This window comes from Arsukibacterium ikkense (assembly GCF_000987775.1).
In the GTDB taxonomy this organism is placed as follows: Bacteria; Pseudomonadota; Gammaproteobacteria; order Enterobacterales; family Alteromonadaceae; genus Alishewanella; species Alishewanella ikkense.
On the sequence record NZ_LAHO01000009.1, the window covers coordinates 69,944 to 94,712 of the forward strand.

At 44.2% G+C, this 24,769-nt stretch carries 21 protein-coding genes and 2 tRNA genes; 16 read left to right on the forward strand and 7 right to left on the reverse strand.

Features of this window, described 5'->3' with window-relative positions:
• Nucleotides 1-73: 73 nt before the first annotated feature.
• From WG68_RS10300 to pepA, 3 genes are read right to left on the reverse strand one after another with little or no spacing between them, the layout of a single operon-like run.
• Entirely contained in the window at nucleotides 74-2,944 is a 2,871-nt protein-coding gene (locus WG68_RS10300) for a valine--tRNA ligase (RefSeq protein ID WP_046557609.1), read from the reverse strand.
• A 15-nt stretch (nucleotides 2,945-2,959) separates the two neighbouring features.
• Entirely contained in the window at nucleotides 2,960-3,409 is a 450-nt protein-coding gene (locus tag WG68_RS10305; protein WP_046557610.1) for a DNA polymerase III subunit chi, read from the reverse strand.
• The gene (gene pepA / locus WG68_RS10310; RefSeq protein WP_046557611.1) at nucleotides 3,409-4,917 is read right to left on the reverse strand and encodes a leucyl aminopeptidase; all 1,509 of its coding nucleotides are present in this window, start codon (nucleotides 4,915-4,917) and stop codon (nucleotides 3,409-3,411) included. Before pepA ends, WG68_RS10305 begins: the two co-directional genes overlap by 1 nt.
• 213 nt (nucleotides 4,918-5,130) lie before the next feature.
• Here pepA and lptF point away from each other — a divergent pair, with 213 nt between their 5' ends.
• Both lptF and lptG read left to right on the forward strand, forming a co-directional pair.
• Nucleotides 5,131-6,237, forward strand: a complete 1,107-nt coding sequence (gene lptF, locus WG68_RS10315; RefSeq protein ID WP_046557612.1) for an LPS export ABC transporter permease LptF — start codon at nucleotides 5,131-5,133, stop codon at nucleotides 6,235-6,237.
• 1 nt (nucleotide 6,238) lies between these two features.
• Entirely contained in the window at nucleotides 6,239-7,306 is a 1,068-nt protein-coding gene (gene lptG / locus WG68_RS10320) for an LPS export ABC transporter permease LptG (RefSeq protein WP_046557613.1), read from the forward strand.
• Nucleotides 7,307-7,319: 13 nt separating this feature from the next.
• Here lptG and WG68_RS10325 read toward each other — a convergent pair whose 3' ends face one another.
• On the reverse strand, nucleotides 7,320-7,823 hold the full coding sequence (locus WG68_RS10325) for an RDD family protein (RefSeq protein ID WP_046557697.1): 504 nt from the start codon (nucleotides 7,821-7,823) through the stop codon (nucleotides 7,320-7,322).
• Nucleotides 7,824-8,161: 338 nt separating this feature from the next.
• Between WG68_RS10325 and WG68_RS10330 the strand changes: the two genes are divergently transcribed.
• From WG68_RS10330 to WG68_RS10340, 3 genes are all read left to right on the forward strand, one after another.
• Nucleotides 8,162-8,248 (forward strand) — tRNA-Leu (locus tag WG68_RS10330).
• Nucleotides 8,249-8,337: 89 nt separating this feature from the next.
• The gene (locus WG68_RS10335; protein WP_152663074.1) at nucleotides 8,338-8,982 is read left to right on the forward strand and encodes a hypothetical protein; all 645 of its coding nucleotides are present in this window, start codon (nucleotides 8,338-8,340) and stop codon (nucleotides 8,980-8,982) included.
• 23 nt (nucleotides 8,983-9,005) lie between these two features.
• On the forward strand, nucleotides 9,006-9,320 hold the full coding sequence (locus WG68_RS10340; protein ID WP_052749045.1) for a hypothetical protein: 315 nt from the start codon (nucleotides 9,006-9,008) through the stop codon (nucleotides 9,318-9,320).
• A 10-nt stretch (nucleotides 9,321-9,330) separates the two neighbouring features.
• Here WG68_RS10340 and WG68_RS10345 read toward each other — a convergent pair whose 3' ends face one another.
• Nucleotides 9,331-10,755, reverse strand: coding sequence for a hypothetical protein (locus tag WG68_RS10345; protein ID WP_200897574.1), 1,425 nt, complete (start codon nucleotides 10,753-10,755; stop codon nucleotides 9,331-9,333).
• Nucleotides 10,756-11,660: 905 nt separating this feature from the next.
• Nucleotides 11,661-12,863 (reverse strand): tyrosine-type recombinase/integrase, encoded by a 1,203-nt coding sequence (locus tag WG68_RS10350; protein WP_046557616.1) that lies wholly within the window; start codon nucleotides 12,861-12,863, stop codon nucleotides 11,661-11,663.
• Here WG68_RS10350 and WG68_RS19540 point away from each other — a divergent pair.
• From WG68_RS19540 to WG68_RS19105, 9 genes are all read left to right on the forward strand, one after another.
• Nucleotides 12,855-12,996 (forward strand) — tRNA-OTHER (locus tag WG68_RS19540). The genes WG68_RS10350 and WG68_RS19540 overlap by 9 nt on opposite strands.
• A 330-nt stretch (nucleotides 12,997-13,326) precedes the next feature.
• Complete coding sequence (locus WG68_RS10355; RefSeq protein WP_046557617.1) at nucleotides 13,327-13,659, forward strand: hypothetical protein; 333 nt, start codon at nucleotides 13,327-13,329, stop codon at nucleotides 13,657-13,659.
• Nucleotides 13,660-13,672: 13 nt separating this feature from the next.
• A complete protein-coding gene (locus tag WG68_RS10360; RefSeq protein WP_046557618.1) occupies nucleotides 13,673-14,251 on the forward strand; it encodes a hypothetical protein in 579 nt (192 codons plus the stop codon).
• Between the two features lie 151 nt (nucleotides 14,252-14,402).
• The gene (locus tag WG68_RS10365) at nucleotides 14,403-14,930 is read left to right on the forward strand and encodes an H-NS family histone-like protein (protein ID WP_046557619.1); all 528 of its coding nucleotides are present in this window, start codon (nucleotides 14,403-14,405) and stop codon (nucleotides 14,928-14,930) included.
• 349 nt (nucleotides 14,931-15,279) lie between these two features.
• Nucleotides 15,280-17,250, forward strand: coding sequence for an ATP-binding protein (locus tag WG68_RS10370; RefSeq protein WP_052749046.1), 1,971 nt, complete (start codon nucleotides 15,280-15,282; stop codon nucleotides 17,248-17,250).
• Nucleotides 17,251-17,317: 67 nt separating this feature from the next.
• Nucleotides 17,318-18,997 (forward strand): AAA family ATPase, encoded by a 1,680-nt coding sequence (locus WG68_RS10375; protein WP_046557620.1) that lies wholly within the window; start codon nucleotides 17,318-17,320, stop codon nucleotides 18,995-18,997.
• Nucleotides 18,975-19,829 carry a hypothetical protein gene (locus WG68_RS19100; RefSeq protein WP_052749047.1) on the forward strand — a complete coding sequence of 285 codons (855 nt, stop codon included), beginning with the start codon at nucleotides 18,975-18,977 and terminating at the stop codon, nucleotides 19,827-19,829. Before WG68_RS10375 ends, WG68_RS19100 begins: the two co-directional genes overlap by 23 nt.
• A gap of 605 nt (nucleotides 19,830-20,434) precedes the next feature.
• Entirely contained in the window at nucleotides 20,435-21,394 is a 960-nt protein-coding gene (locus WG68_RS10385) for a hypothetical protein (RefSeq protein WP_046557621.1), read from the forward strand.
• A gap of 208 nt (nucleotides 21,395-21,602) precedes the next feature.
• Nucleotides 21,603-22,406 (forward strand): Lcl C-terminal domain-containing protein, encoded by an 804-nt coding sequence (locus tag WG68_RS19105; protein WP_052749048.1) that lies wholly within the window; start codon nucleotides 21,603-21,605, stop codon nucleotides 22,404-22,406.
• A 548-nt stretch (nucleotides 22,407-22,954) separates the two neighbouring features.
• Here WG68_RS19105 and WG68_RS10395 read toward each other — a convergent pair.
• Nucleotides 22,955-23,308 carry a DUF3147 family protein gene (locus WG68_RS10395; RefSeq protein WP_046557622.1) on the reverse strand — a complete coding sequence of 118 codons (354 nt, stop codon included), beginning with the start codon at nucleotides 23,306-23,308 and terminating at the stop codon, nucleotides 22,955-22,957.
• 79 nt (nucleotides 23,309-23,387) lie between these two features.
• Between WG68_RS10395 and WG68_RS10400 the strand changes: the two genes are divergently transcribed.
• Together WG68_RS10400 and WG68_RS10405 are read left to right on the forward strand one after the other, a co-directional pair.
• The gene (locus tag WG68_RS10400; protein WP_046557623.1) at nucleotides 23,388-23,768 is read left to right on the forward strand and encodes a BlaI/MecI/CopY family transcriptional regulator; all 381 of its coding nucleotides are present in this window, start codon (nucleotides 23,388-23,390) and stop codon (nucleotides 23,766-23,768) included.
• A 5-nt stretch (nucleotides 23,769-23,773) separates the two neighbouring features.
• The gene (locus WG68_RS10405) at nucleotides 23,774-24,766 is read left to right on the forward strand and encodes a M56 family metallopeptidase (protein ID WP_046557624.1); all 993 of its coding nucleotides are present in this window, start codon (nucleotides 23,774-23,776) and stop codon (nucleotides 24,764-24,766) included.
• Nucleotides 24,767-24,769 lie beyond the last annotated feature (3 nt).

Consider the following 24,769-nt stretch of genomic DNA (forward strand, 5'->3'; position numbering starts at 1 on the left):
CGCCATTAAGTAAATAAAAACCGGAGCTTGCTCCGGTTTTTTTATGTTTGCAGATGCCAGCTGACAGCGGTATTTACAATGCTGCTATCTCGGCCTGCTGCGCCTGCAGCTTAGCCAGTGCCAGCTCTAGCTCGGCTTGTTTGGCGCGCTCTTTGGCCAGGACCGCTTCTGGTGCCTTGGCCACAAAGCCCTGATTGTTCAGCTTACCACTGACCCGCGCCAGCTCTTGCTCTGTTTTCTCCAGCTGCTTGCTTATCCTGCTTAGCTCAGCGTCTTTGTCAATTAAGCCGGCCATCGGGATCAGTAAATCCATACTGCCGACTAACTGGGTAGCACTGGCCGGAGCCTTGTCCCCGCTATTTAACACCGTAACGCTGTCCAGTTTCGCCATCACCATTAAAAAGTTCTGGTTTTGCGCTAAGCGGCGCTGCTCGTCGCTGTTCAGATTACGCAGCAACACATGCAGCGGCTTGCTGGGGGCGATGTTCATTTCGCCACGTACGTTGCGAATGGCGGTGATCACTGCTTTAAGCCATTCCAGATCTGCCATTGCTGTGTCATCTGCCAGGCGCTGATCAAACTGGGGGTAGGGCTGCAGCATAATGCTGTCTGCCTTGTTGTGATCAATCACAGTAGCAGCCAGCGGTTTCACCGATTGCCAGATAGTCTCGGTAATAAACGGCATAATAGGGTGCATTAAGCGTAATAAGCTTTCCAGTACCGTTACCAGAGTGTGGCGGGTACCGCGCTGTTCTTGCTCGCTGCCTTTAAACAATACCGGTTTGGTTAGCTCCAGATACCAGTCGCAGAACTGGTTCCAGGTAAATTCATACAAGGCCGTTGCGGCTAAATCAAAGCGGTAGCTATCGATATAATGGCCGACTTGTTTCACGGTTTGCTGGTATTGCGCCAGTATCCATTTATCGGCCAGCGACAACACTTTGGGCTCGTTGCCAAAACCACAGTCTTGCTCTTCGGTATTCATCAGCACATAGCGGCTGGCATTCCATAACTTATTGCAGAAATTGCGATAGCCTTCCAACCGTTTCATATCCCAGTTAATATCACGGCCGGTAGAGGCCAGCGATGCCAGGGTAAAACGCACGGCATCGGTGCCGCTGGCGGTAATACCCTCTGGGAACTGCTGTTCGGTTTGTTTAGCGATTTTTTCGGCCAGCTTGGGCTGCATTAAATTACTGGTGCGTTTGGCCAGTAAGTCAGGCAGGCTGATACCGTCAATCATATCCAGCGGGTCTATGACATTGCCCTTGGATTTTGACATTTTATCGCCATTTTCATCGCGAATAAGCCCGGTAACATAAACGGTTTTAAACGGCACCTGCGGCTTGCCATTTTCATCTTTGATAAAATGCATGGTCATCATGATCATCCGGGCCACCCAGAAGAAAATAATGTCAAAGCCGGTAACCAGCACATCCGTTGGATGAAAAGTTTTTAAATCGTCAGTTTGTTTTGGCCAACCCAGGGTAGAGAAAGTCCACAGCGCTGAGCTGAACCAGGTATCCAGCACGTCATTGTCCTGTTGCAGCGACACATCGTCAGTTAACTGATAGCTGCTGCGCACTTCCTGCTCACTGCGACCAACATACACCTTGCCGTTGTTATCGTACCAGGCCGGAATGCGGTGGCCCCACCACAGCTGGCGTGAAATGCACCAGTCCTGAATATCGCGCATCCAGCTGAAATACATATTCTCATATTGCTTGGGTACAAATTCAATCTGGCCGGTTTCAACCGCCTCAATTGCCGTTTTAGCCAGCGGTGCGACCCGCACATACCATTGATCAGTCAGTAAGGGTTCAATGACCACACCACTGCGATCGCCATAGGGCAGGGTATTGGTGTGATTTTCTACTTTATCGAGCAGGCCGGCTTCGTCAAAGGCTGCAACGATAGCTTTGCGCGCCGCATAGCGGTCCAGCCCCTGATATTCCGTCGGAATCGCGGCTGTCATAACCGGGTTAAGCTCACCATTGCTGTGGAAACATTCGCCTTCGCTGCGAACAGTGGCATCCGGGGTCAGAATGTTAATCATGGGCAGCTGATTGCGCTTACCCACTTCATAGTCATTAAAATCGTGCGCCGGGGTAATTTTAACGCAGCCGGTACCTTTGTCTTTATCGGCGTGGTCATCGGCGACAATCGGGATCCTGCGGTTAACCAGCGGCAGCAGCACCTCTTTACCAATTAAAGCCTGATAGCGCTCATCGGCCGGGTTTACCGCTACTGCAGTATCGCCGAGCATGGTTTCTGGCCGGGTGGTGGCCACCACCAGATAATTGTTGCCATCTGCGGTTAGCGCGCCATCAGCCAGTGGATAACGCAGATGCCACATCTGGCCTTGTTGCTCTTTGTTTTCCACTTCCAGATCAGATATCGCCGTGTGCAGTTTCGGATCCCAGTTCACCAGGCGTTTGCCGCGATAAATTAAGTCGTCCTGATACAGCCGCACAAACACTTCCTGCACCGCCTCCGATAAACCTTCGTCCATGGTAAAGCGCTCACGCTGCCAGTCGACCGAGTTACCTAAGCGGCGCATTTGCGCGGTAATGGTGCCACCGGATTCCGCTTTCCAGTCCCAGACTTTCTCAATAAAGGCGTCGCGGCCCAGCTCGTGCCGGCCTGGTAAGCCGGCAGCGGCTAGTTGTCGTTCAACCACCATCTGAGTGGCAATGCCAGCGTGGTCACTGCCTACCTGCCACAAAGTATTTTTGCCACGCATCCGCTGATAGCGGGTCATGGCATCCATAATAGTTTGCTGAAAGGCGTGGCCCATATGCAGGCTGCCGGTAACATTCGGCGGCGGGATCATAATGCAATAGTTACCGGCACCGGTATCGCCGGCCGGTTTAAAATAGCCTTTGCTTTCCCATGCGCTGTACATGGCTTGTTCTAGTTGACTGGGATTAAATGTTTTTTCCATGAGAGTACCTGTTGTTCAGTCGGCGTTGACGGTAGCAGGGGTAATACCCGACTGACGATATTGCTTGTAACGTTCCCGCGCCTGCGCTTTTTCAGCGGCCGGCGTTGGCACAAATTCGATAATGTCGGCAAACCGGTTGGCAAAAGCCGGTATGTCTGGTGCCAGGTTGATTAACACCTGACGGCTTTGTTTGGGCGGTTGCCAGCTTATTTCGACTGGCGCACCCCGGGCCGGGCCTTCACCGCTAAGGTTGTGCGGCACGAAGCTGTCGGCAGCAAACTGCCACAGTAGCTGGTCGATTAACTCGGCATCTTGCTGGCTGGCAGTATAAACAAAAACCCGCTGATTGGCGCGGTAAAAGTCAGCGCACAGCTGGCATGCCAAACTAAAATGAGCTGGCGGGTCGCTCAGCTCATTTTCGGGTAACTGCTGGCCCTCGGCCAGCACGTAAAAGGTAACCGCCATTAGTGATCCTGGTTGTGGCCTGCCCGGTTAATTAAAAACTGGGTCAGTAACGCTACCGGCCTGCCGGTAGAGCCTTTGTCTTTGCCACCGCTGCGCCAGGCGGTACCGGCAATGTCCAGGTGGGCCCAGTTATATTTGCGGGTAAATTTCGATAAGAAACAGGCCGCAGTAATCGTACCTGCAGCACGGCCCCCTAAATTGCTGAAATCGGCAAAGGGGCTTTCCAGTTGTTCGTGATAATCATCCCACAGCGGCAGGCGCCAGGCACGATCACCACTTTGCTCAGAGGCATTGAGAATTTCATGCGCCAGCGGGTTATGGTTACTGAGCAGGCCAGAGGCATGTTTGCCCAGGGCAATCACGCAGGCACCGGTTAGGGTGGCCACATCAATCACCAGCTCAGGGTCAAAGCGTTCTGCATAGGTCAGGGCATCACACAGCACCAGGCGTCCTTCGGCATCGGTATTTAATACTTCCACTGTCTGGCCCGACATAGTGGTTAAGATATCACCGGGCCGGTAGGCGTTGGCATCGGGCATATTCTCGGCTGCTGCCAGAATTGCCACCATATTTAAGGGTAAACCCAGGGCAATAACAGCATGCATGGTACCCAGCACCGACGCTGCGCCGCACATGTCGTATTTCATTTCGTCCATGCCATCGCCGGGTTTTAAACTGATACCGCCTGAATCGAATGTCAGGCCTTTACCAATTAATACCAGTGGCGCACTGTCGTTGCTGGCACCGCTGTATTTAATTACCGACATTTTCGGGCCGTTAACCGAACCACGGCCTACCGCCAGGTAAGAATTCATACCATGGCTGGCCAGCTCTTCGGCGCCCAGCACTTCTACGCTGATTTTATCTGATAACTCTACCAACGCTTGTGCCTGCTCGGCTAAGTAAGCGGGGGTGCAGATATTCGGTGGCATATTACCGACGTCTTTACACTGTTTAATGCCGGCAGCAATGGCCAGGCCTTGCTCAACGGCGCGCTCACCAATAGTTAAATCGCGCCGGGTAGGCACGTTAAACACGATTTTGCGCAGCGGGCGGCGGGTTTCATCTTTTTTGCTTTTTAAGCGATCGAACACATACAGGCAGTCCTGGGTGGTTTCCACCGCATGACGCACTTTCCAGTAGGTATCACGGCTTTTGACATGCAGTTCAGATAAAAAGCACACCGCTTCCATCGAGCCGGTTTCATTCAGCGTGCTGATGGTTTTGGCAATGATCTGGCGGTACTGGCGCTCGTCCAGCTCACGCTCTTTGCCACAGCCAACCAGCAGAACCCGCTCGCTTAGCACGTTAGGCACATGATGCAATAACAGCATCTGGCCCGGCTTGCCTTCTAAGTCGCCACGACGTAATAAGTTGCTGATATAGCCTTCGCTGATTTTATCCAGTTGTTCTGCTACTGCGGAAAGACGACGTGGTTCATACACGCCAACAACAATACATGCGCTACGTTGTTTTTCCGGACTTCCGCTTTTAACGCTGAACTCCATACTCACTCCTGATTCTAAGAGACTGTGCTACTATAGCCGTTAACAATTGCCATTACGCTATTGCACCAGTAATTTACATGGCTGAATTCTACCGTGAATTGAGAAAAAAGCTCGGTTTTCACGGTGCTTTGCCTGATAATAATTGTAATAAATACCAAGTTTACTGAAAAATCGCCAGGGTTCCAGCAAAAAGACAGGTTTTAGGGGGCATTTTTGATTATTTTTCGTTATCTGATTGGGGAAGTGTTTCGCGCCCAGTTAGCTGTCTTTGTTATTCTGACCAGCGTTATTCTCAGCCAGCGCTTCGTGAAAATTCTGGCTGACGCCTCAGAAGGGGATTTACCGGGTCATCTGGTGATGAGCATCGTTGCCTTGAAATTACCCCAGCTAGCGGTAATTATTCTGCCATTAAGTGCTTTTCTAGGTATTTTGGTTGCGTATGGCCGGGTATATGCTGACAGTGAAATGACAGTATTGCACTCAACCGGGGTCAGTGAATGGTATGTTACCCGGGTCACCTTACTGTTGTCGCTGCTGATGACGGTGTTAGCGGGCAGCGTCACCCTTTATTTAAGCCCCTGGGCGACAGAACGCGAGTATCAACTGCTGGAAAAAGCAGAAAGTAACGTTGGCTTATTCTCGCTGGTGCCGGGCCGCTTTCAGCATACGGCTAATGAAAAAGCGGTCATTTTTGTGCAGGATGTCAGCCGCGCAGGTAACGCCTTATCACGGGTGTTTGTGGCGCAAACCGAGTTACAGGGTAACCAAACCCGGCATGCCATTGTGTATGCCGAAACCGGTGCAGTGAGCGAAGATGTTGCGACCGGTGCCCAGATGCTGGAGTTGCAACGCGGCCGACGCTATGCCGGCGATGGCCGCTCACCGGCTTATGAAGTAACCGAATTTGGGCGTTATCAAATTCAATTACGCGAACAGCAGGTAGAGCAGCGCCGGCGCAAGCTGAGCAGTTTAAGTACGCCGTTGCTGCTGCAGGAAGACAGTGCTGAGGCGGTGGCCGAGTGGCACTGGCGCATCGGCATTCCATTATCTATTCCCATTCTTACCCTGATAGCAGTGCCACTGAGCCGGGTTAACCCGCGTCAGGGCAAATTTGGCCGGTTATTGCCGGCATTGTTGTTGTACCTTGGCTATTATGCATTACTCATTATTGGCCGCTCAGCGCTGGAAGATGGCAAGATCCCGGCCGAACTGGGCTTATGGTGGCTGCATGGCAGTGCTTTGTTGTTAGGATGGTTTTTAATTATGCGAAACCGAGCCAGCGCCCAGCGTTTCCGGGCCTGGATAGCGAGGCGCGCCTGATATGCTGAAAATTCTTGATCTCTATATCGGCCGCACGGTATTAACCACCTCGGCGCTGTCAATCAGTGTACTGATAGTGTTATCGGCGCTGTTCCGGTTTATCGACCAGATGCGCTCTATCGGCCGCGGCTATTACGATATGGTGCATGCCGCCTTGTTTACCCTGTACAGCATGCCTGGTGATTTGGTGATGTTTTTCCCGATGGCGGCCTTAATTGGCGGCTTAATTGGTATGGGCATGCTGGCCAGTAGCAGCGAGCTGGTGGTAATGCAGGCTGCCGGTTTGTCGCGTTTGAATATTATCAGTTCAGTCATGAAATCGGCGATAGTGATGGTGCTGGTGGTAATGGCAGTAGCGGAGTGGGGGGCGCCGGTGACAGACAGGGCAGCCCGCGAGCTTAGAATTAAAGCGATTTCTGATGGTAACTTATTTGCAGCCCGCCAGGGCGTCTGGGCTAAAGATGGCGACAGCTTCGTTAATATTAAAGAAGTAGATGATGTGGGTAATTTAACCGGGCTGAGTATTTACCGCTTTGACCCGGACTTACAGCTGGAAATGGTGATCAGTGCTGACAGCGCTGTGTATCGTAATGATAGCTGGCGCTTGCAGAATGTGACTGAGTTAACCTTTTCTGCGGATCGGGTGTTGCAAAATAACCTGCCAGAGCAGCAGTGGCGTTCCAGTTTAACCCCCGACAAGTTAGGGGTTGTTACCATTAAACCTGAGATGTTGTCGCTAACCGGCCTGGCGCAGTACGTCGAGTATCTGCAGCAAAACGATCAGGACGCCAGTCGCTACCAGCTGGCCTATTGGCGCAAAGTACTGCAGCCGTTATCGGTGGCTGCCATGTTGCTGCTGGCACTGAGTTTTATTTTCGGGCCACTGCGCAGTGTAACTATGGCGGCCCGCGTGCTGCTGGGTATTTTAACCGGCTTTGGCTTTTTTATGAGTAACGAGCTGTTCGGCCCGCTGGCGCTGGTGTATCACCTGCCGCCACTGGCAGGTGCCGCACTGCCCAGCCTGTTGTTTATGGCCCTGGCTATGTACTTTATGCGCAAGAAGGTTTAGCTGAATTTAAGGTTTAACGCGCGTTTTGGTGCACATTCAGGCTTTTGCTGTGTTCTTTGCTAATTACCACCATCTGGCTGGCGGTAAGCTGGTCCTGTAATGCCAGGCCCTTGCCCCAGCGCAACCACAACCAGAAATTACCCAGGCCAAAACCGGCCAGTAAAGCCCGGGCCAGGGCCTGCAACGGCGTTAACGGCTGGCCATTTTGCTGAACCACCACAATGCGCCAGGCCCGCATGCCAAGCGTCTGGCCCGCTTTACACCAGAAATACACATAAAAGCCTAAAATCACCGCCACTAAATACATAAAATACAACCAGCGGCGCAGCCCGGTATTTAAATAATCGGCAATATCGCTGTAACCACTAAGGTTCACCAAACCGGCCCACACCAGCAGCTGTACCAGCAACATCGCCACACCTGCCGCCAGCATGACCAGCGCCGCTAAAATCAGAATATCGTAAATTATCGCCGCTAAACGGCGGGCAAAACCGGCACGGGGGGCATTGGCAAGCATAGCAGGGTCCTGTTTGAAAACTGTCGCAAGTTTAACACGGCCGCATTGTTTTACGATCCCAGGCCCGGTTTTTTTGCGCATTGCTGCAATTTTGTGCATTTAAAAGCCAATTAAAACAAAGTGTCATAAAAGCACTTGCCAAGCTATAGCAGCGCCGTATAATGCAGGCGTTTACTTCAAAATATCCCTCAGTGCCTGGGTGGCGAAATCGGTAGACGCAGCGGATTCAAAATTCACCGCTGTTATAGGGTTTTTTAGTTTAAATCTTTGTTTTATATAAGATTAAAATTAAAGAACCTTGACAAATTAGCTGTTATAGTTTGTTATAGTGCAACTTTGGCTCAGTGATGAAATTGGTAGACGTGCCGGATTCAAAATCCGGTCCTCGAAAGAGGGTGTCGGTTCGAGTCCGACCTGAGCCACCAAACAATTATAAACCGTCCTTTTGGGCGGTTTTTTTTTGACTTTATTAATTATCTGATGTAACAAAGTAAAAAAATGGATGGAGCAAGACGTGAACTGGATTTTTTCTAAATTGCATGAAGTTGCGATTACTTTGTTCGGGATTATAGTGGGTATTGCTATATGGGGTGGTGCCCTTTTCATATTGTTTAAGGGATATGGTTTGTTATTTGGACCTTCCCAAGAGGAGTTGGCAAAAAAAAATTTCTTGAGTGAGTTTTTAAAAGTAAATGAATCTACTTGGAATGTTGTCCGAGATTGCCAGCCAAGCAATTTCTCCAAGGAGTATTTTTTCAATGACGAATATTCCATTAACTGTGAGCACCTTTATAAAAAACTTCTAAGTAAATTAGAAGACAGGTTTTTGTTAAACAGAGAATTCCAAGCTCTAATTGATAAGCAGAGACCAAGCTGGTTAATGTCGATGTCTAATCTGAATCTGAGCCTTAAACCTGGTAACATCGAGAAGCTTTATAATTTTCTTGAGAAGAGTGCGTATTACTGTAGTGCTTCATCCTTGATTTTAGTTAACGGTAATAATGAGGACAAAATAACATCTTTGTGTGTTCAGTTAGTTGAGGCATGTCCTAACCAATTATTTGAGAAAAATGCCAGTGCTGATAACATAACTTATCCATGCGATCCTTTAAGCGGTTTAATACTACTAGCTCAGATTAAAAGTGGTATGTTGAATTAATAATTACTTCTGAGAGCTTAATAATGTTAGCGACAGCAATATCTCTCGTATCCTTTATTGTGTCGATTTTTTCCGCCGTGACCGCTTATATGATCCATAGGCAAAGGCTTGAAGCAGATTTTAAAACTCAGGATTCAGCTGAAAAGCTTATTAGAAGTTTGCTCGAACAGCCAGATTGGTCAAAACGCTCTTTTGATACAATAGCGAGTAAGGTTGGTGGGTTTAACGACGACGATTTAAGACAATTACTGGTTAGATCCGGTGCTGTTAGGTTTTATTCTGCTGATGGTAAAGAGTTATGGGGGCTACTTTCAAAAAATATCAGTGATTTATCCTAAATGAATCAACTTATCGCCTCCTGTTCCTGTATTTGCTATTTAACTGGTTTATCCTTTGGTCTACTGGAATACCAGATATATTTTCGTAATAGAGATTTTTCTCAAGCTCATTATTAAGATAATTATTCATTTCTGTTTTAAGTTGCTTATTTTCAGATGTAGGGCATGTTTCAAGCACGTCAAGTACATCAGCCGCTGCTTTAATTTTTACCGACTCTGGCACTCGTTTTATTAGCGTATTCCACCAGTTATTTAGTGCTGCGCTTAACCTGAATACAAAATCTAAAAACGCTCTGGCTTCCTGCTCATCTTTTCTGGCTTGTTCTGCCTGATAGGTTAAAAAGTGCGTTTCCAGTTCGATCTCTTTCAGTTTATCGGCAGCGGCCTGCTGGTCTTGTTGTAATAGTGCTAATTGCTGCTTTTCTTGCTGTGTTTTCTTTTCTGCTTGCTCTGCTATTGCCTTAGCTTTTTTTGCCGCTTCAATCGCTTTTTTAGCCTGTTTTTTCAGTTGTTCGGTTTGCTCCTTGGCGCGGTTATAAAAACTAAACTTGCGTTGGTGCTTTGGTAGATCGGCCTGTTTTCTGATCTCAGTTCTGATTTTCTGTCGCTCATCAGTATCGGGTAGAAATGCCAGTTTAAGATCCTGGCCTTTCAGGTGCTTGTTAGCATGTTGGTAAAATAGTTGCTGGATATACTCGCCCACGCGCCTGTTTTTATCTGCTGATAATTGTTTATCTGTGCCTATTTCAGGCAGTTTGTAAAATCGGGCATATTTATCAGCCAATAGCCTGATTTGGCTTGGCAGGTCATATTTGCTGGTCTTCTGGTTATAACCATCAACAAAAATATGCACGTGGTTGCCGGTTTGATCTTCTGCGAGTTTTTCATTGGCATGGTACACCGCGAACATAATGGCAAAGTCTGGCAAATACTTCTCATAAAAACTGCTGATAATGCCCAGCATTGTCTGGCTGTCCAGTTCAACGCCATTATGCACCGGTAGGGTAAAAATGGCTTCGTGTGCCAAGACGGTGCTATTAGCTTGCAGGTTGGTTTTGCTGTTCAACGCTATTCGCTGATTATGTGCTTTGGCATATCTCGCTACCGTGTTGAGTTTTTGCTTTACTCGTTTAATCGCCGGATCGCCTTCAGCAATGTCTCTGATCGCGTTAATCTGTGCTTCTGTTATCTCGGTCTTACTGTCGCTGATAATGTTGCTAAATGGCTCACCTAAACGCCTTAAACTGTATTTCAGGTTTTGGATATCCTGATCAGTTTTTTGCTTATCTGTTGCAATGGCTTGAAGTTGATCAGGTGTGCCGCTTTCAATGGTATTTAAACGCTCGTTAATGCGTTTAATTTGTTTATCGGCATAACACTGGCGGATCTGTTTATCAGGGCTGAAACTGGTCAGGCGCTTGGTTTTTCCTGACATTAAATAGCATAGGTGCTGCAAATCAGGGTTGAACTGAGCAACGGTTTTTAATTCTTGGAGTGAGCATTGCAGGCTGTGCCTGATCGACTCTTGCAGTTGTGCCAGTCCGTTTATGCGTTTTCGGTTGCTGCTGAATGGTTTTTTATAGGACGTTTTACGGTAATTTATAAACTTAAATAGGGCGGTTGTTTTTCTCATAGTTAGTAATTTTTTTGGTAATGCGAAAGTAAGTAATGGCTTTCGTGTAACCAAAAGAATTAGACCCGCGGTAGCGCCATTTATAGTGTCATAGAACTTTTGCGCAGCGAAAAGTGCAAGGGCGCTAAATAAATGGTTATTGAAAATCATTACTTATGATTTACATCTAACATATTGAAATAAAATGTCAAATGCTGAAAATTGTTGGTGTTGGTGTTGGTGTTGGTGTTGGTGTTGGTGTTGGTGGTTTGGTTGGGTGGATCTTGTTTCTTTACTTTTTCACCGGCAAACCAAGCCCCTGTCCAGTTAAGACAAGATTATGGATTACTCGGTGCTTTTTCACCTTGGTCGATCTTGTTGCTGAACACATTCGACTGGACAAAACTTACAACCCTAGCAGCGGCTGCCTATCCTCCCTTTTGTCCGTGATCTCCTAATATTCTTTCCTTGCTGTACTGCCGCTTTTTTTTACCGTGATAGCGTTGTTGTCCCCTCTGTTCACATATTTAGCCTTTGCTGATTGAATACCCGAAACCACCCTCGCGGGTGCCGCCTAGGATCGTCCTTGTAAGCGGCCTGACCATTTACAGCCCAAGACATCTTGATTCCAAACTGTAAATGACGCTTTAAGCATGTATCGAAATACGCCATTAATTTACAATTAACATATAAAAAACAACTTTCAAGGGCTCTTTGGGAAATATTTTTTAATCTTCTTCATCATCGTCGTAATCATCATCATCCGGTTCTTCTTGGTCAGTGCCAGACATAAGTCCTTTGAGGTGCAATGCACTTTGGAACTGGTCGCTTGAAAAAATATGATTAACGTCTGTGTTGGCGATGGCGTCAGCGTAATAGTCTTCGATCATTTGCACTGACGTGCCACAATGCTGTGCAATTAAAAACAGAGTTTTACCTTCCTTGATTTTTTCTGTAATAAAGGTGTGTCGCAACTGGTAAAGGGTAATATCGTCAACATTATTGGCTTTGTACCTGTCTTTATAACGGTTGCGGTCTTCTTTTAAAATATTGGTAAAGTCGGGAAATACGCCAGGCTCCCGACTAAATACGTGATCTGTGTCTAGTGCGCGAATGTTCTTTTGTATTTTTACAAACTGAATGGTTCGGTATGCGTCTTCGCTAATTATCACGTCACGCATCACCGTTTTGCTTTTAGTAATTTGCAATATGTAAGCATCTACGCCACCGATTTTTTGTGGCTTAACGTCTTGAAACCTGATGTGTTGTAACTCGCCATAGCGAAGGCCGGTAAGGTGTAGCAGTTTAATAAACAGGCTTAGCAGGATAAAATTAACTTTACCGGTAGCATTTTTAGACGTTTCAGATTTAACAAGAAAACGCTGATGCAAGGCTTTGATTTGTTCTGGCGTTAGTGCTCTGCGCTTGTGCTTTTCTGCAATGCGTGGTTCTGGTAGTTCTGGTTTAACATCGATATAGCCAAGGTCAATACAGCGATTAAATAGCAGTTTAAAAGCGCGGTTGTAGTTCCTGACCATTGTCTCCGACATCTCGTTGTCGTACACCTCTTCAAGATCAGTTCGCTTGAGCTTTTTAATATCGGTTTTGCCAAACTTTTCAACGATCTTCAACAGAAAACGCTTATTATCCTTTAAGCCCTTTGCTTGGCGTTTCTCTAGCCGTTTTATCGTTTCCTGCGCGGCTTTTTCAACCGTGATTAAGCTGCGCGGGGCAAGATCGAACCGGTTTTCACGAACCAGCTTTAACACCAGCATTTGCTCGTCCAGCATTTCTTTGGCTTTATCAAAATCAATGGTTCTGGTGCTAACCTGTCGCCTTTTGCCAAACTGATCGTAATAGTCCATATACCATTTGGCTGAACCGCCTTGCTTGTAAAGCCGGGCTTTTCCTGTGGGGTGCTGGTAGCTCATCTGTTATAGTTTCTGTTATAGTCTTAAAAAATGATTATAACAGTATGTTTTTAATAGCGTAAAAATACAAGCAGTTAATTCAAAATCCGCCGGGGGAAACTCCGTGTCGGTTCGAGTCCGACCCTAGGCACCAATAATTTCAGTAAGTTACCACTCCGTTCCAGAATAATTCTTCGTCGATACAGTCTTCTTGCTAGGCGCTTTGCACGAATTGTCGTGTTAATGACCACTATATCCTTGTTGAGCCACGAATCGCTGCTACATCAGCTGCTCGACCCTTTTGCCTATCGGTTACAGCACCTGTAGTTAGATCAGGGAGTGCAATGCCGTTTCTCATGCCTACAGCGATGGGGCAAGGGCAACATGACGCGAAAACCCATTTTATTAAAAAAATGAATGTTTATTTTTTTAATTGTTATTTTATTGTGTTAAATTCGGTTTTTTTGATTTTGAGAGAGATTAAATGACCGAGCAACAGCAAAAAGAGCATGTTCGCGAACTGATTAATACTTTATATGAACGTGCTGGCATTAAAATGGAGTTTCGCGGAGAAATTAATGAGGACGTAGCTGCAGTTATTGGTGACTTACTAACTGACATTTCAAGCTGTTCAGCGGCATTCCGTTGGGTTCCAAGACCTTCAGGTGGTAAAGCAAGCATTGTGTGGCTTGCAACCAATATAACACGAAGTATTTTAGCTGATCTCAAAGAAAAACAATCGGTAAGTTGTATGCGAGCGCGTATCCTATATTATCGGTCATTCCTGGAGCTCGCTGCTGCAGGGCTGGGTTATTAAACGGAGAGGTACAATGCGTTTAAGAAGTTTGTTGATATCGTTGTTGTTACTCAACGCTTGTCATAGCGTGGCCCAGCTTCCAGAACAAGACTGGCCAGAGTTTAATTGCAGCACTGGTTCTGTGATCATGAATTTTGTGGATCTGTCTGTTTGTGTCGAGTCTGAGGTTTACTCTAAGGTGCAAGTGTTAGCCGGTTCTATGCCAACCATCGTTTTTGAGCAAGATGTAGCTCGGTTTGATGCCCTATTTTACGAAGCAGATGCCAGTAGTTTGCAAATTTTATCCAGACATTTAAAGCAGCAGACTGCTGCACAAACATTAAATGTACTGTTTCGTTTACCTGCTAAAGAGCAAAAATCGGAGTTGGAATTGCAGTTGCTGCAAGTGTTTGATATGCGAAAAGAGACTAAGCTATCGGTGTATTTAACACCGGGTTACCAGGCTTATATCCGGGTAAATCCAGATGAAGCAGACAATACAATTTATATTGCAGATACCAAATCAGATACGTTGTATCGACTGGTTGGTAATTTTACAGAAGCTGAAGCCAGGCACTGGTTATCCCGGTTGCGACCGGCTGTAACTCATTAAGCAACGCAAAAGACACAGCATCTTTAAATTAGCAGTGTAGTTAGAGTTCTAAGTGATATACGGCAGTGAATTTACAAATGCTGCAGAAAATAAGCCTGAGCTGAGCACAATAGCCGGCTTATTCCCTGCCACCAGCCTTAAGGATTGAACGATGTCGATTTTATTAGATAAACGCGAACTGAAAAAAGCAGCAAAAGAACTGACGCTAGCGAAACTGACCGAAGTTATAGACACTCTTAACAGCATAGTGGCAGAGCGGCAGAATGAAGTAGCGGTCATTGGCCAACTAGAGCAACTGGCAAAATCTCAGGGATATACCCTGGAGCAGTTGGGCTACAAGTTAAGTAACGATGTTGTGGCAGAGCTGCAGCAGGGTACGGTGCAATCTGATAAGCGTCCGACTAAGCCTAAGTTTAAGAGCATCAAAAAAGACAATCAGTACTTTTATGTGGAAAACGGCGAACTACATTTACTGCGCACTCACACCATGAAGAAAGGCCTGCAAGAGCGTGGTGTTGATGTAGTGCCGGTATCTGAGGTTGATAAGAAGCATGCAAAGAACATCGATATGTTAATTGCTGATGCCACTGCGCAAGCTCGAGAAAACTACAATTCTAAGGTAGATGCTTGGAACGAGTGGGCCGCAGCTAACGGCGAAGAGATCCTAAACAAAAAGTAATATGTAAAAACTGGAAGCCCGGCCAGTCTGGGCTTTTTCCTGTTATATCACCGGCAGGCCTTACATCAGACGTCTACAGCAATTTTCCCTTCACGACTACGAAGCTGACTAGCTGAGAGCATACACACGCTGTATAGCAATCTACGAAGTTGCAACAATGTAAATTTTAACTAATGTAGTGACAGCCGGTTGAAAATTAACTAAGTTAGTTACAAGGGCAGCACTTTGTCTCTAAGTCAGTGCAAAATCTGATCTTTAATGAGTATTAAAGAGCAAACAATAAAAATGCTAGCTTTAGCGAAGCTGATGTTGGGATATTTTAACTTCAGAAAAAAGCATGGAGCGCGGAATGAATAAAAATAATACTCAATTGCAGCCACTTATGTCCTCTTTTGACGAGCGCTTCTTTGAAGATTATGTTGGTCCAAAGATGGCGACGGATCCAATAACTGCAGTTGTTGAATTGATTGCTAACTCGTGGGATGCGGGAGCTAGAAATGTCTATATTGATTGGCCTATATCGGGAAAAGAGAGCTTTTCACTTGCAGACGATGGGCATGGACTCACTGCATTTGACTTTTCTAATAGATGGACTCAGTTGTCATATAATCGACTAAGAGGGCAAGGAGAGAGCGTTGAAATACCTACCGATAATAGTATAAAGAACAATCGAATTGCTTATGGTCGGAACGGGAAAGGACGGTTTTCTGCTTTCTGCTTTACGGAGCAAGAATATTTTGTAGAGACTAAACGAGATTTAGAACATAACTGTTTTGCAGTCAGAATGTCGTCGGGTGAACAACCATTTAAATATAACAAGGTTAATCTACCGCGACCATCTAAGTTAATTCATCAACACCATGGAACAACAGTTTTTGTAAATTCCTTAAAGCACATAGGCATTACTGAAGGAAAAGTCAGGTCTGAGATCGGACTACGGTTTTTAACAGATCCTGACTTCAAAGTGAAGCTTAACGGGAAAACTATAAAATTTAATGATATCGACAAGTCTAAAGTTAAAGAGCTGTCTTTCGAGTTCTCAGGAAATACAGTAATTATTAAAGCAATACAAACAGATAAGTCAGATAAAACAACCCAGCAACATGGTATAGCATGGCACGCAAATGGTCGTCTAGTTGGACAGTGTAGTTGGAATGGGTTTCGCAATGACAGTATTTTAGATGGTCGTACAAGCTTTGCTAAATCGTATACATTTATTGTTGATGCTACTCTTTTAGTTGAAGCAATAAAATCAGATTGGTCTGGATTTGAAACAACTGATTACGCTTTAAATTTTTATGATTTAGTCAAGTCAACAATCAGCGAATATCTTCAGGGATTTTCAAGAGCTCATCGAATAGAGACAACTCGGCGATTAAGGGATAACAATCGTGTCACACTGGACAAAGTCGGTCTAATTGGTAATAGCCGTTGGAACTCTTTTATAGAAAAAGTCCAAGAGATGTGTCCGAGAATTAATGATCAAGAACTTGATGCGGTCGCCTGTATTCTTGCAAACTTAGAAGCCTCAACATATCAATATTCGTTGGTTCACAAACTGAAAGAATTCACCTCTAACCAGTTAGATGATTTTAAAGTCTTACTGGATGAGTGGAATCTCTCATCTGCAAAAGCAGTATTAGATGAGGTTAAGTCGCGATTAACACTAGTAGAAGCAATCAGGGAGAAGGTAAGAAATACGAATACTCTCGAAGTTCAGGAACTACAGCCTCTATTTAAAAAGGGATTGTGGATATTTGGGCCAGAGTTTGAATCAATTGAGTATTCATCAAACGAAGGCATGACAAGAGTAATTGTTGATCTATTCAAACTTGAGAAGTCTGGCTCAAGAAACCGTCCTGATTTCATAATTCTTAAAGACAGCACAGTAAGTTTACATGGTTGTTATGAGTATGATGATAGCGGGTTTGAAATCGGTGTAAAGAAAGTAATTATCGTAGAGTTGAAAAAACCAGGTATTCCTTTAGGTGATAAAGAAAAAGCTCAATGCTGGAAATATGCAAAAGAACTCTATTCTGTGGGCGCTGTTCTACAGACTGCAAAAATTGAATGTTATCTGTTAGGTGACCAAATAGAAGAAGGCGAATCAGGCGTTGATACGAAAAGAGACGGTGATGTCCGTATAGTGCCGATGGTTTATAGTACTGTTTTAAAAAGAGCAGAGTCAAGACTGTTAAATCTGCATAAGAAAATAAAGAACGCACCATTTTTGGAACAACAAGAAATTGAAGATTTTTTAGCTAAGAATACAGTTAAGATATATAAGCAGATGACTATGAATATTGACAAAATTGTTTGATTCTGATTGCTTTGCTCAAAAGGCAGAGCGATGTTCGTGTTTTTAACAATAAAATTGAAGTGAACGGATGAAAAACGAAGAGAATTTTGATTTTAAAATATACTTTTCTTCAGATGATATAGAGTTTGATACTGTGAGTCATCCGGCGATTGTTTTTATTCCAATTCAGGATGAATGGAATGATTTCAGATACAAGTGCAGATATAAATACCTAATTTTACCGCACAGTGATAGAGACGTTATTTCGGGGGAGATATTCCTTGGGTTTATATCGAAAGACAAAAGGATAGAGACTAGCGGGCGAATATCAAAAGGTATTGGTATAGTTGACGCAGAAGAACTTCCTAATTTTTTTACCTTGCAAGGTGGCATGGAAGAGTATAGAAAGTTTATTAAAGAGCATGGTGTTAAGGAATCAAATAAATACTTGCTAGTACTGAACGATTTAGTTGCAAGTAAACGTATTGCTAAAAGATTGAAGTTTGTTGAAGAGGCCATGAAAACAGACGTGTTTAGTCTGGCTTTTATGAGAGACTCAGAACGATTTTTTTCCTACCATAATGCAGATTCAATACTCGACGGATTGGAAAGAGAAAGTTTTTCTCGCATTTCAACAAGTCTTTCAATTACATATAAACTTGCTGGGTTTATAAACTATCATAGTTTTGATTTGAACTTCGATTCTGACAGTATTCTTCCGAAAAGAATTGGAGTTCTTATTGGCCCAAATGGATTAGGTAAAAGTCAGGCTCTTTATACAATAGCGAGCTCTTTAGTTAAAGGAGATGAACGTTTTTATGATCGTGAGTTAGGCCGTCCTATGATTAGCCGTTTACTAGCTATCGCTACCCCTGGCGAAACAGTCAATACTTTTCCACCAGAAAGGGTCAATAAAAGAATTAAATATCGCAGATTAATACTTAATAGGGGGACAAAGGCTAAACCTTCCAGAGGTTTTTGTGATCTTTGCGTGCAGCTTGTAAGGTCTGAGGAATTTATCGGTGAAAACGATAGGTGGGATTTATTTAAAGATAGCATTCAGTTTTTTCCCAATATCAGTAATATCGTCATACCTTTAAATAAAAGTAGTTCTGTCGCAGCAAGTCATATTGTTGAGGTCAAAGGTAAGTTCTATGTCCCTTTAATGCAGTTAAGTCGTGGCGGTGAACAGGCAAAGCTTGAGGTTTTGGGGGCTATTGTCAGTAACGCTAATCCAATGGCACTAATGGATGGTGATATTTTACCCCTAAGCAGTGGCCAGTTGTCGTTTATAAAGTTTGTTGTTCAAGCGTGTTTATTTATTGAAAATGGGACTCTTGTTTTACTTGATGAACCGGAAACTCACCTTCATCCAAATTTTATTTCAAAGTTTGTAAGAATTCTAGATCGATTATTGAAACTGACTGGTTCAATTGCAATAATTGCTACTCATTCAGCCTATTTCGTTCGCGAAGTTCCAAGGACTCAGGTGCTAGTATTTAAGACGGGTCAGGATAGTCAGATAGCAATCCAGAATCCTCGGTTAAAAACCTTCGGTGCTGACATAGGAGCGATTTCATATTTTGTGTTCGAAGATGAAATTACTAATGCTTTAGTTGATGACATACTTGAAGAGTTTACAAAAACTACGAATGCAAAAAACGAGTTGCTAATAGAACTAGAAAATGAGCTGTCAGCAGATATAGTAATGTATCTTCGTCGAAAGTTAAAGATGGAGGTAGCCATTGAAGGGGATACAACCATTTGATGTTGACGATATCAGAGAGCTACAGCTTTTAGCAGATAATAATAGATTGGGCAGTTATCCACAGCTCATGAGTGAATACATCCTTTTTAAGGAGCAATATGCCAATTATGTTGACAGTTGTGGAGATCCTTGGAAAATCCGACAATTACCTATTAGTAATACATTTAGAAAAGCTTTAATTAGGCACTATGACGATGCACCTCAAGGTCATCTTCAGTTCATAACCGATTTCCGGCGTAATTTGTCCCCAACTTTGTGTGTGATGTGTGGGGGTTTTGGCAACGGAACGTTAGATCATTATTTGCCTAGTTCAGTTTATCCAGAGTATTCATTTTTTTCAAAAAATCTAATTCCTGCTTGTAATTGTAATTCATTAAGGGGGAACGTCGTAAGGGGCTTAACAGAATCAGAAAGAGTGATTCATCCTTATTTTGACAATTTTCTTGACCAACGACTTTATCAAGCAGTGTTTATCGGAAGTTTTGACGCTCCGAGTATTTCCATCGAGGTTATTGACAGTAACCATCCGGAAATAGATCTGCTCAAATTTCACCTGGCAAATGTTATTGCTAATGAAGCGACGCAAGGTTGGTTCGAAAAGTACTGGAGTGATTTAAGTTTGCGACCTTACGATATTTTGGAATTAGTTCTTCCTCTGCCTCAGCAGATTGTGACTGGTGCAGCACTGGCCGTTGCTATTGAGAGATACCGCAATGCCAAGGATAAGGAGCATCACACTCCCAATAACTGGCATTCTATATTCTATACCGGTCTTATGAAAGATCTGAACCGATTAGAGCAATTAGCGGAAATAATCAATATATCAAGATGATTTTTTTAGAATGTTGTATGACTTAATAGTTTTAAAAGTATTAAAGAAAACTGTGAGCATGGAACACCGCTAACATTATCATACGAATAGTTGTCTGGGGGCATTAATATAAATTTTAGCTAATCTAGAGACAGCCTGGCCAAAATTAGCTAAGTTAGATAAACGGACAGCACTTTGTCTCTAAGTCAGTGCAAAATCTGATCTTTAATGATTGTTAAAGTGCAAATTTGACAAATAGCATTACAACGGCAGCATATAGAGTAGATGGATGCATATGTCGAGGAGCGCAGAGTATGAAGAGGAGTTTTCATTCGTCAAATAAGTATTCCAATACCATTAACTCGGCCTGTCGATATGGCTGAAATGTGCCAAAACCGGACATATTTTCTGCTACCTCACTCGATATTTGATAACTGAATTCATATTTAATTTTTTCTGAAAACTATCAGCGTTCTATTTTGTATAAACATCAGCTGTACCTATAAGTTGTTGTTTGTTTGACAGATGCAATGTATTGTTCTCTACATCAAATTTACAAAAGCATGTTGGCCCGTGTTTAAGCACATGTCGACCCGCTTTAAGAGCGTTAAGTGTAAGGGGTGATTATGGAAGTCTGGTATTTTGAAACGTCTGCCGTCAATTTCCTCATGCAAAGTCTCTCTGTTGAAGACGCTTTAGCTACGAAGCAATTTCAGTTAAATAAAGGACGTGACTGGAGGTTGTCAGCCGTAACCTTATGGGAAATATTGATGACCTCAGATGAAGTTCGGCGAGAGGAAATCTTGTATTTTTGTCAGCACCTCTTTGGCAGGGAGTTACTACCTTCACCAGCAGAACTAATTGTTCCATATATTCGGCAAGGAATGCCGAAAATTGAAAATTTTCGAGATCTAAAGTCCACATCAATAATAGCAGGTGTCTGGAGAGAGCTCGTCGATGATAGAAACAAGACTTTTATGATCGATCATAGTGATTTAAGGGAGCGAGCAAAATCAATCCAGTTATTAACAAAGAACGTCCACGAATTAATAAAGAATGGTGATCTTATTATAGGTTCAGACAAATTATTTGCAGGCTTAGATTGCTCGCTTAGCAACTTAGTAAAAGAGCTGCCGTTTATTAAATCAGGTGAATCAACAAGTAGAGAGCAGTTATTGAGCTATAAAGTGGCGCTATATTACATAATTGTAATACTATGCGCCGAAGCTGATGTTGATAATCAACCTATAAAAGACTTTTGGCAGAAATTGAGGATAGATTCAATTTCGGATAGGATTTCTTATGTACTGAAATATCTGCCCACCCTTGTTCATAGGGGGCCGTTTTGCGTTATGGCCTATATGACTATATCTCAGGCGTCTGGAAAATATCCAAGAGGAGTCTGGCTCGATAGCTTGCATTCAATTTATATGACATACGTCGATAGAATATTCACTACAGATGGTCATTTTCAAGGATTGCGAGATATTATCCCTGAGCCAATATTGCAACAGAAAATACATCACATGGATGAGGTTGATTTGACTCGTCATAACTTTGATCAGTTTGGTATGTCACACAAATAACTAACACTGGAATTATAACGCTCGCAAGCTCGGGTCAATTACGCAGGCGTTATGTCCGCTTTTCGCTCATAGAGAAGATAGACTCTGTGCCAAATCCTGACATCGAAGATTTATAGTTCACCATTACTTTAGATGACTTTTGCCCTGTTATTTGTTAGCGTTTATCTATTAACAAGGGACAGTTCTTGAAATAAAAAGGACTTAAGCAGTGCAAAGAAATTCAAAAAACATAGGCCAGCTGGAAGAGCAGGCTTATGAGAAAGTAGCCGCGGAGCTTGCTGACAATACTCGTAAAGAAGGATTGTGGGCAAAAGCGCTATCCGTGTGTGAAGGTGATGAAGTGAAGTGTAAAGCGCTTTACATCAGCTATCGAGCTCAACAAATCTTAGAAGAGTTGCAACCTCAAGCAGAGCCCAATCAATCTAATTCGCTTTCATCAGCGTCCGCTGCTGATCAAAAGACCATTCTTTACAGTGTTATTGGAGTGACTTTAGTTGGTCTGCTGGTGTTCTTTTCATTTTCCAACTCTATAAAAGAGCTGATTGGTGGTAGATACCTAGTAAATAACGATGGCACCGTAACTGATATTCAAACCAACATTACCTGGCAACGTTGCAGTGTGGGGCAAACTTGGACAGGTGAAACCTGTGCCGGTGAAGCCACTCGCTTTAAATGGTATGATGCTATACAGCTTAGCAAAGATGGTTGGCGCTTACCTACGGTAGATGAACTTGATACATTAGTATTTTGCGGCAGCGGTCATCGTATGCCCTCAATACGCCCGAATGGCCAGTTCGTTTCTGAAGCAAATGGCTTTTGCAAAGGGGATTATGTCCGCCCGACAATTAACCAATTGTATTTTCCAAATACGCCTGAAAATGCTTTCTGGTCGTCGACCCCTGGTCCCTACGGTTCCGATGGCGGGTGGTATGTCGGTTTCGGCAGCGGCGTTGTCGTCTACGGCGCTAGTTACTTTAACTATAAAGTCCGTTTGGTACGCGCCGAACAATGATTTGGGCCGCATAAAGGCATTTGGACTTTGTTGGTGGAAAGTATGGTATGTGATGTTCAAAGAAAATCTGTGGTTTAATTTAGAACAGCAAATCTGCTACTTATTTTATAATGCGAGAAAAGGAGCTTGCCTTGCTCTGCTATCTTAACCAAGCATTGCTGTCGCCTAAGGTTGGTAGTTGTGTAAACGAGACAATTATCTAAAGTCCTTTTTTGCGGTAAAGCAGATATTCACAAGTGCGTTATGAAGGGGTGAGAAATTCTGCTTTTCGCTCTAAGCTGCAGCACACGCATTTAGCTTTCACATATTGCATATATTGTGTCCTATGCAACGTTTATTCATAGTTGTAGCTGATTTAGTCGAGTAGCAGTTCAGACGTTGATTGCGTACCTATAAAGGGTTCAAAAAAGCACTTTAATAAGTGTTAAAGTGCAAAACTGACAAGCAGCTAACATACATTATGTTTGATAGAGTTAAGCAGTTTTTCGCTAAATCTTCGCGATTTAGAATTTTAAAGTTTTTACCTATCTATCAGGTGAGTTTTTTCGTTACGAAATCAGTTCAATTCCAAACATTTTAACCAGCATAGCGAATAACCAAAAACAGATCACTGTAATACATGCTCCAACGGCCAGAGCTGGCCAGAAACCTAATCGATGAAATAGCCACGGGAGCAATAAAAACATCGGTAAGGTTGGCACCACATACCAAAAGGTGTACCAGGCATGATTGGCAATTTTCTCAGTTGGTTGCTGCTCAACATACAGCCAGACCATCGCTAAAATGCTAACCAGCGGCAATGCCACGATCAGCGCGCCAAGTTTGTCACTACGCTTTGCTAATTCGGAGGCCGCAACCACGATAGCCGCCGTTACCAGATACTTAGTTATTAACCAGCCCATATGTACCTCTACAAAAACCGATTGCCTGTCGGTTTTTAGTGTGCCATGATTACGCTCAATATGGTAAGAGAAATGTGTTATGCAGTTAGGTGAATTAGAAAAACAGGTTTTGCACTATTTGTGGAATGCTGCCGAATCTGATGCCAAGCAGGTACATGCCGTGCTTGGGCAGTCGCGCGGAAACTCACTCAATACCATTCAAAGCACACTCGATCGGTTGTTTAAAAAAGGATTACTGGGTCGCACCAAACAAGGTCATGCTTATTGTTATAGCGCCAAAGTAGACCGTGAGGCCTTGATAGCTAAACTTATCACAAACGTAACCAGCGACTTTGTTGCCGATGGCGAACATAGCCTGATTGCTGCTTTTAGTTCAGCGTCTGTCAACCTGAACGATGCTCAGCTGGATCAGTTACAGACATTGATAGAAGCACAGCGTAAGCTGCGCAGAGGGAGCTAAGCATTATGCTGGTTGGGGATCTGGCGATAGTACTGAATTTGCTCAGTATTGCAGTGTTGGCTTTTGCTATTAGCGTCGTACTGCTCTGTATCAGTTCCCTAACCATATTAAACCGCTTCGCGCATTTTACTTTCGGCATGCGTAAGGCCATCTTATGGGCATTGGTAAGTGCTCCCTGGTGGATTGCTGCCGGTTGTGTCGGTGTGCTGTGGCCAAGGCTGCCAGATATTTTTGCCGCAACCTGGCTAGATGGATTGGCGCACTGGCATCATGTCGATTTGTTTAGTTTTACCAGTTGGCACGCTATTACATTGTTTTCAGCGGCGGCCTATATAACTTGGTCGATAGCGCGTAACGTGTTTTATCGTCGCAAACAAGCCAGCGCGATGGCAGCTTTGCTAAGCTTGTCTGATATTAAACCAGAGACAACCACTGAGCAGAGTCGGTACTATTCGTTATCGTTGTCTATTCCTACGGCCTTTACTGCTGGTCTTATCCGCCCCAGAATTTATGTAACAACAGCACTAGAGCAGCAGGTTAACCCGCAGCAACTTGATATTATCGTCAAGCATGAAATGGCGCATGTTGCTGCCAGAGACCCACTGTTTAAGACCGTATTCACCGCTCTTGCCTGTTTTTATCCTGCGGGAACAGCACGTAGTCTGATCACGCAATTTACCTTGCTGACTGAGCAGATAGCCGACCGCGCGGCGACACAGGTTTATGATAATCTTGATGTCGCCCAAACGCTTATCAATGTCGCCCGTTTGCAACGTAATCTGAACTTTGACAATAAAAGCCCGCATTGCGATGGCGTAGCCAGTTATTTTGGTAACGACCAAACCAGTGTGCGGGTACATTGTCTGATTAACCCCGTATTACCGACATCACGGTCGGCAATCGTTTTGGCTTTGCTGCTGTTTAGCTGTTCGCCCCTGCTGGTGGCGTCAACGGTGGATAGCCTGCATCACTTTATTGAAACCTTTATTACCCATTAAATA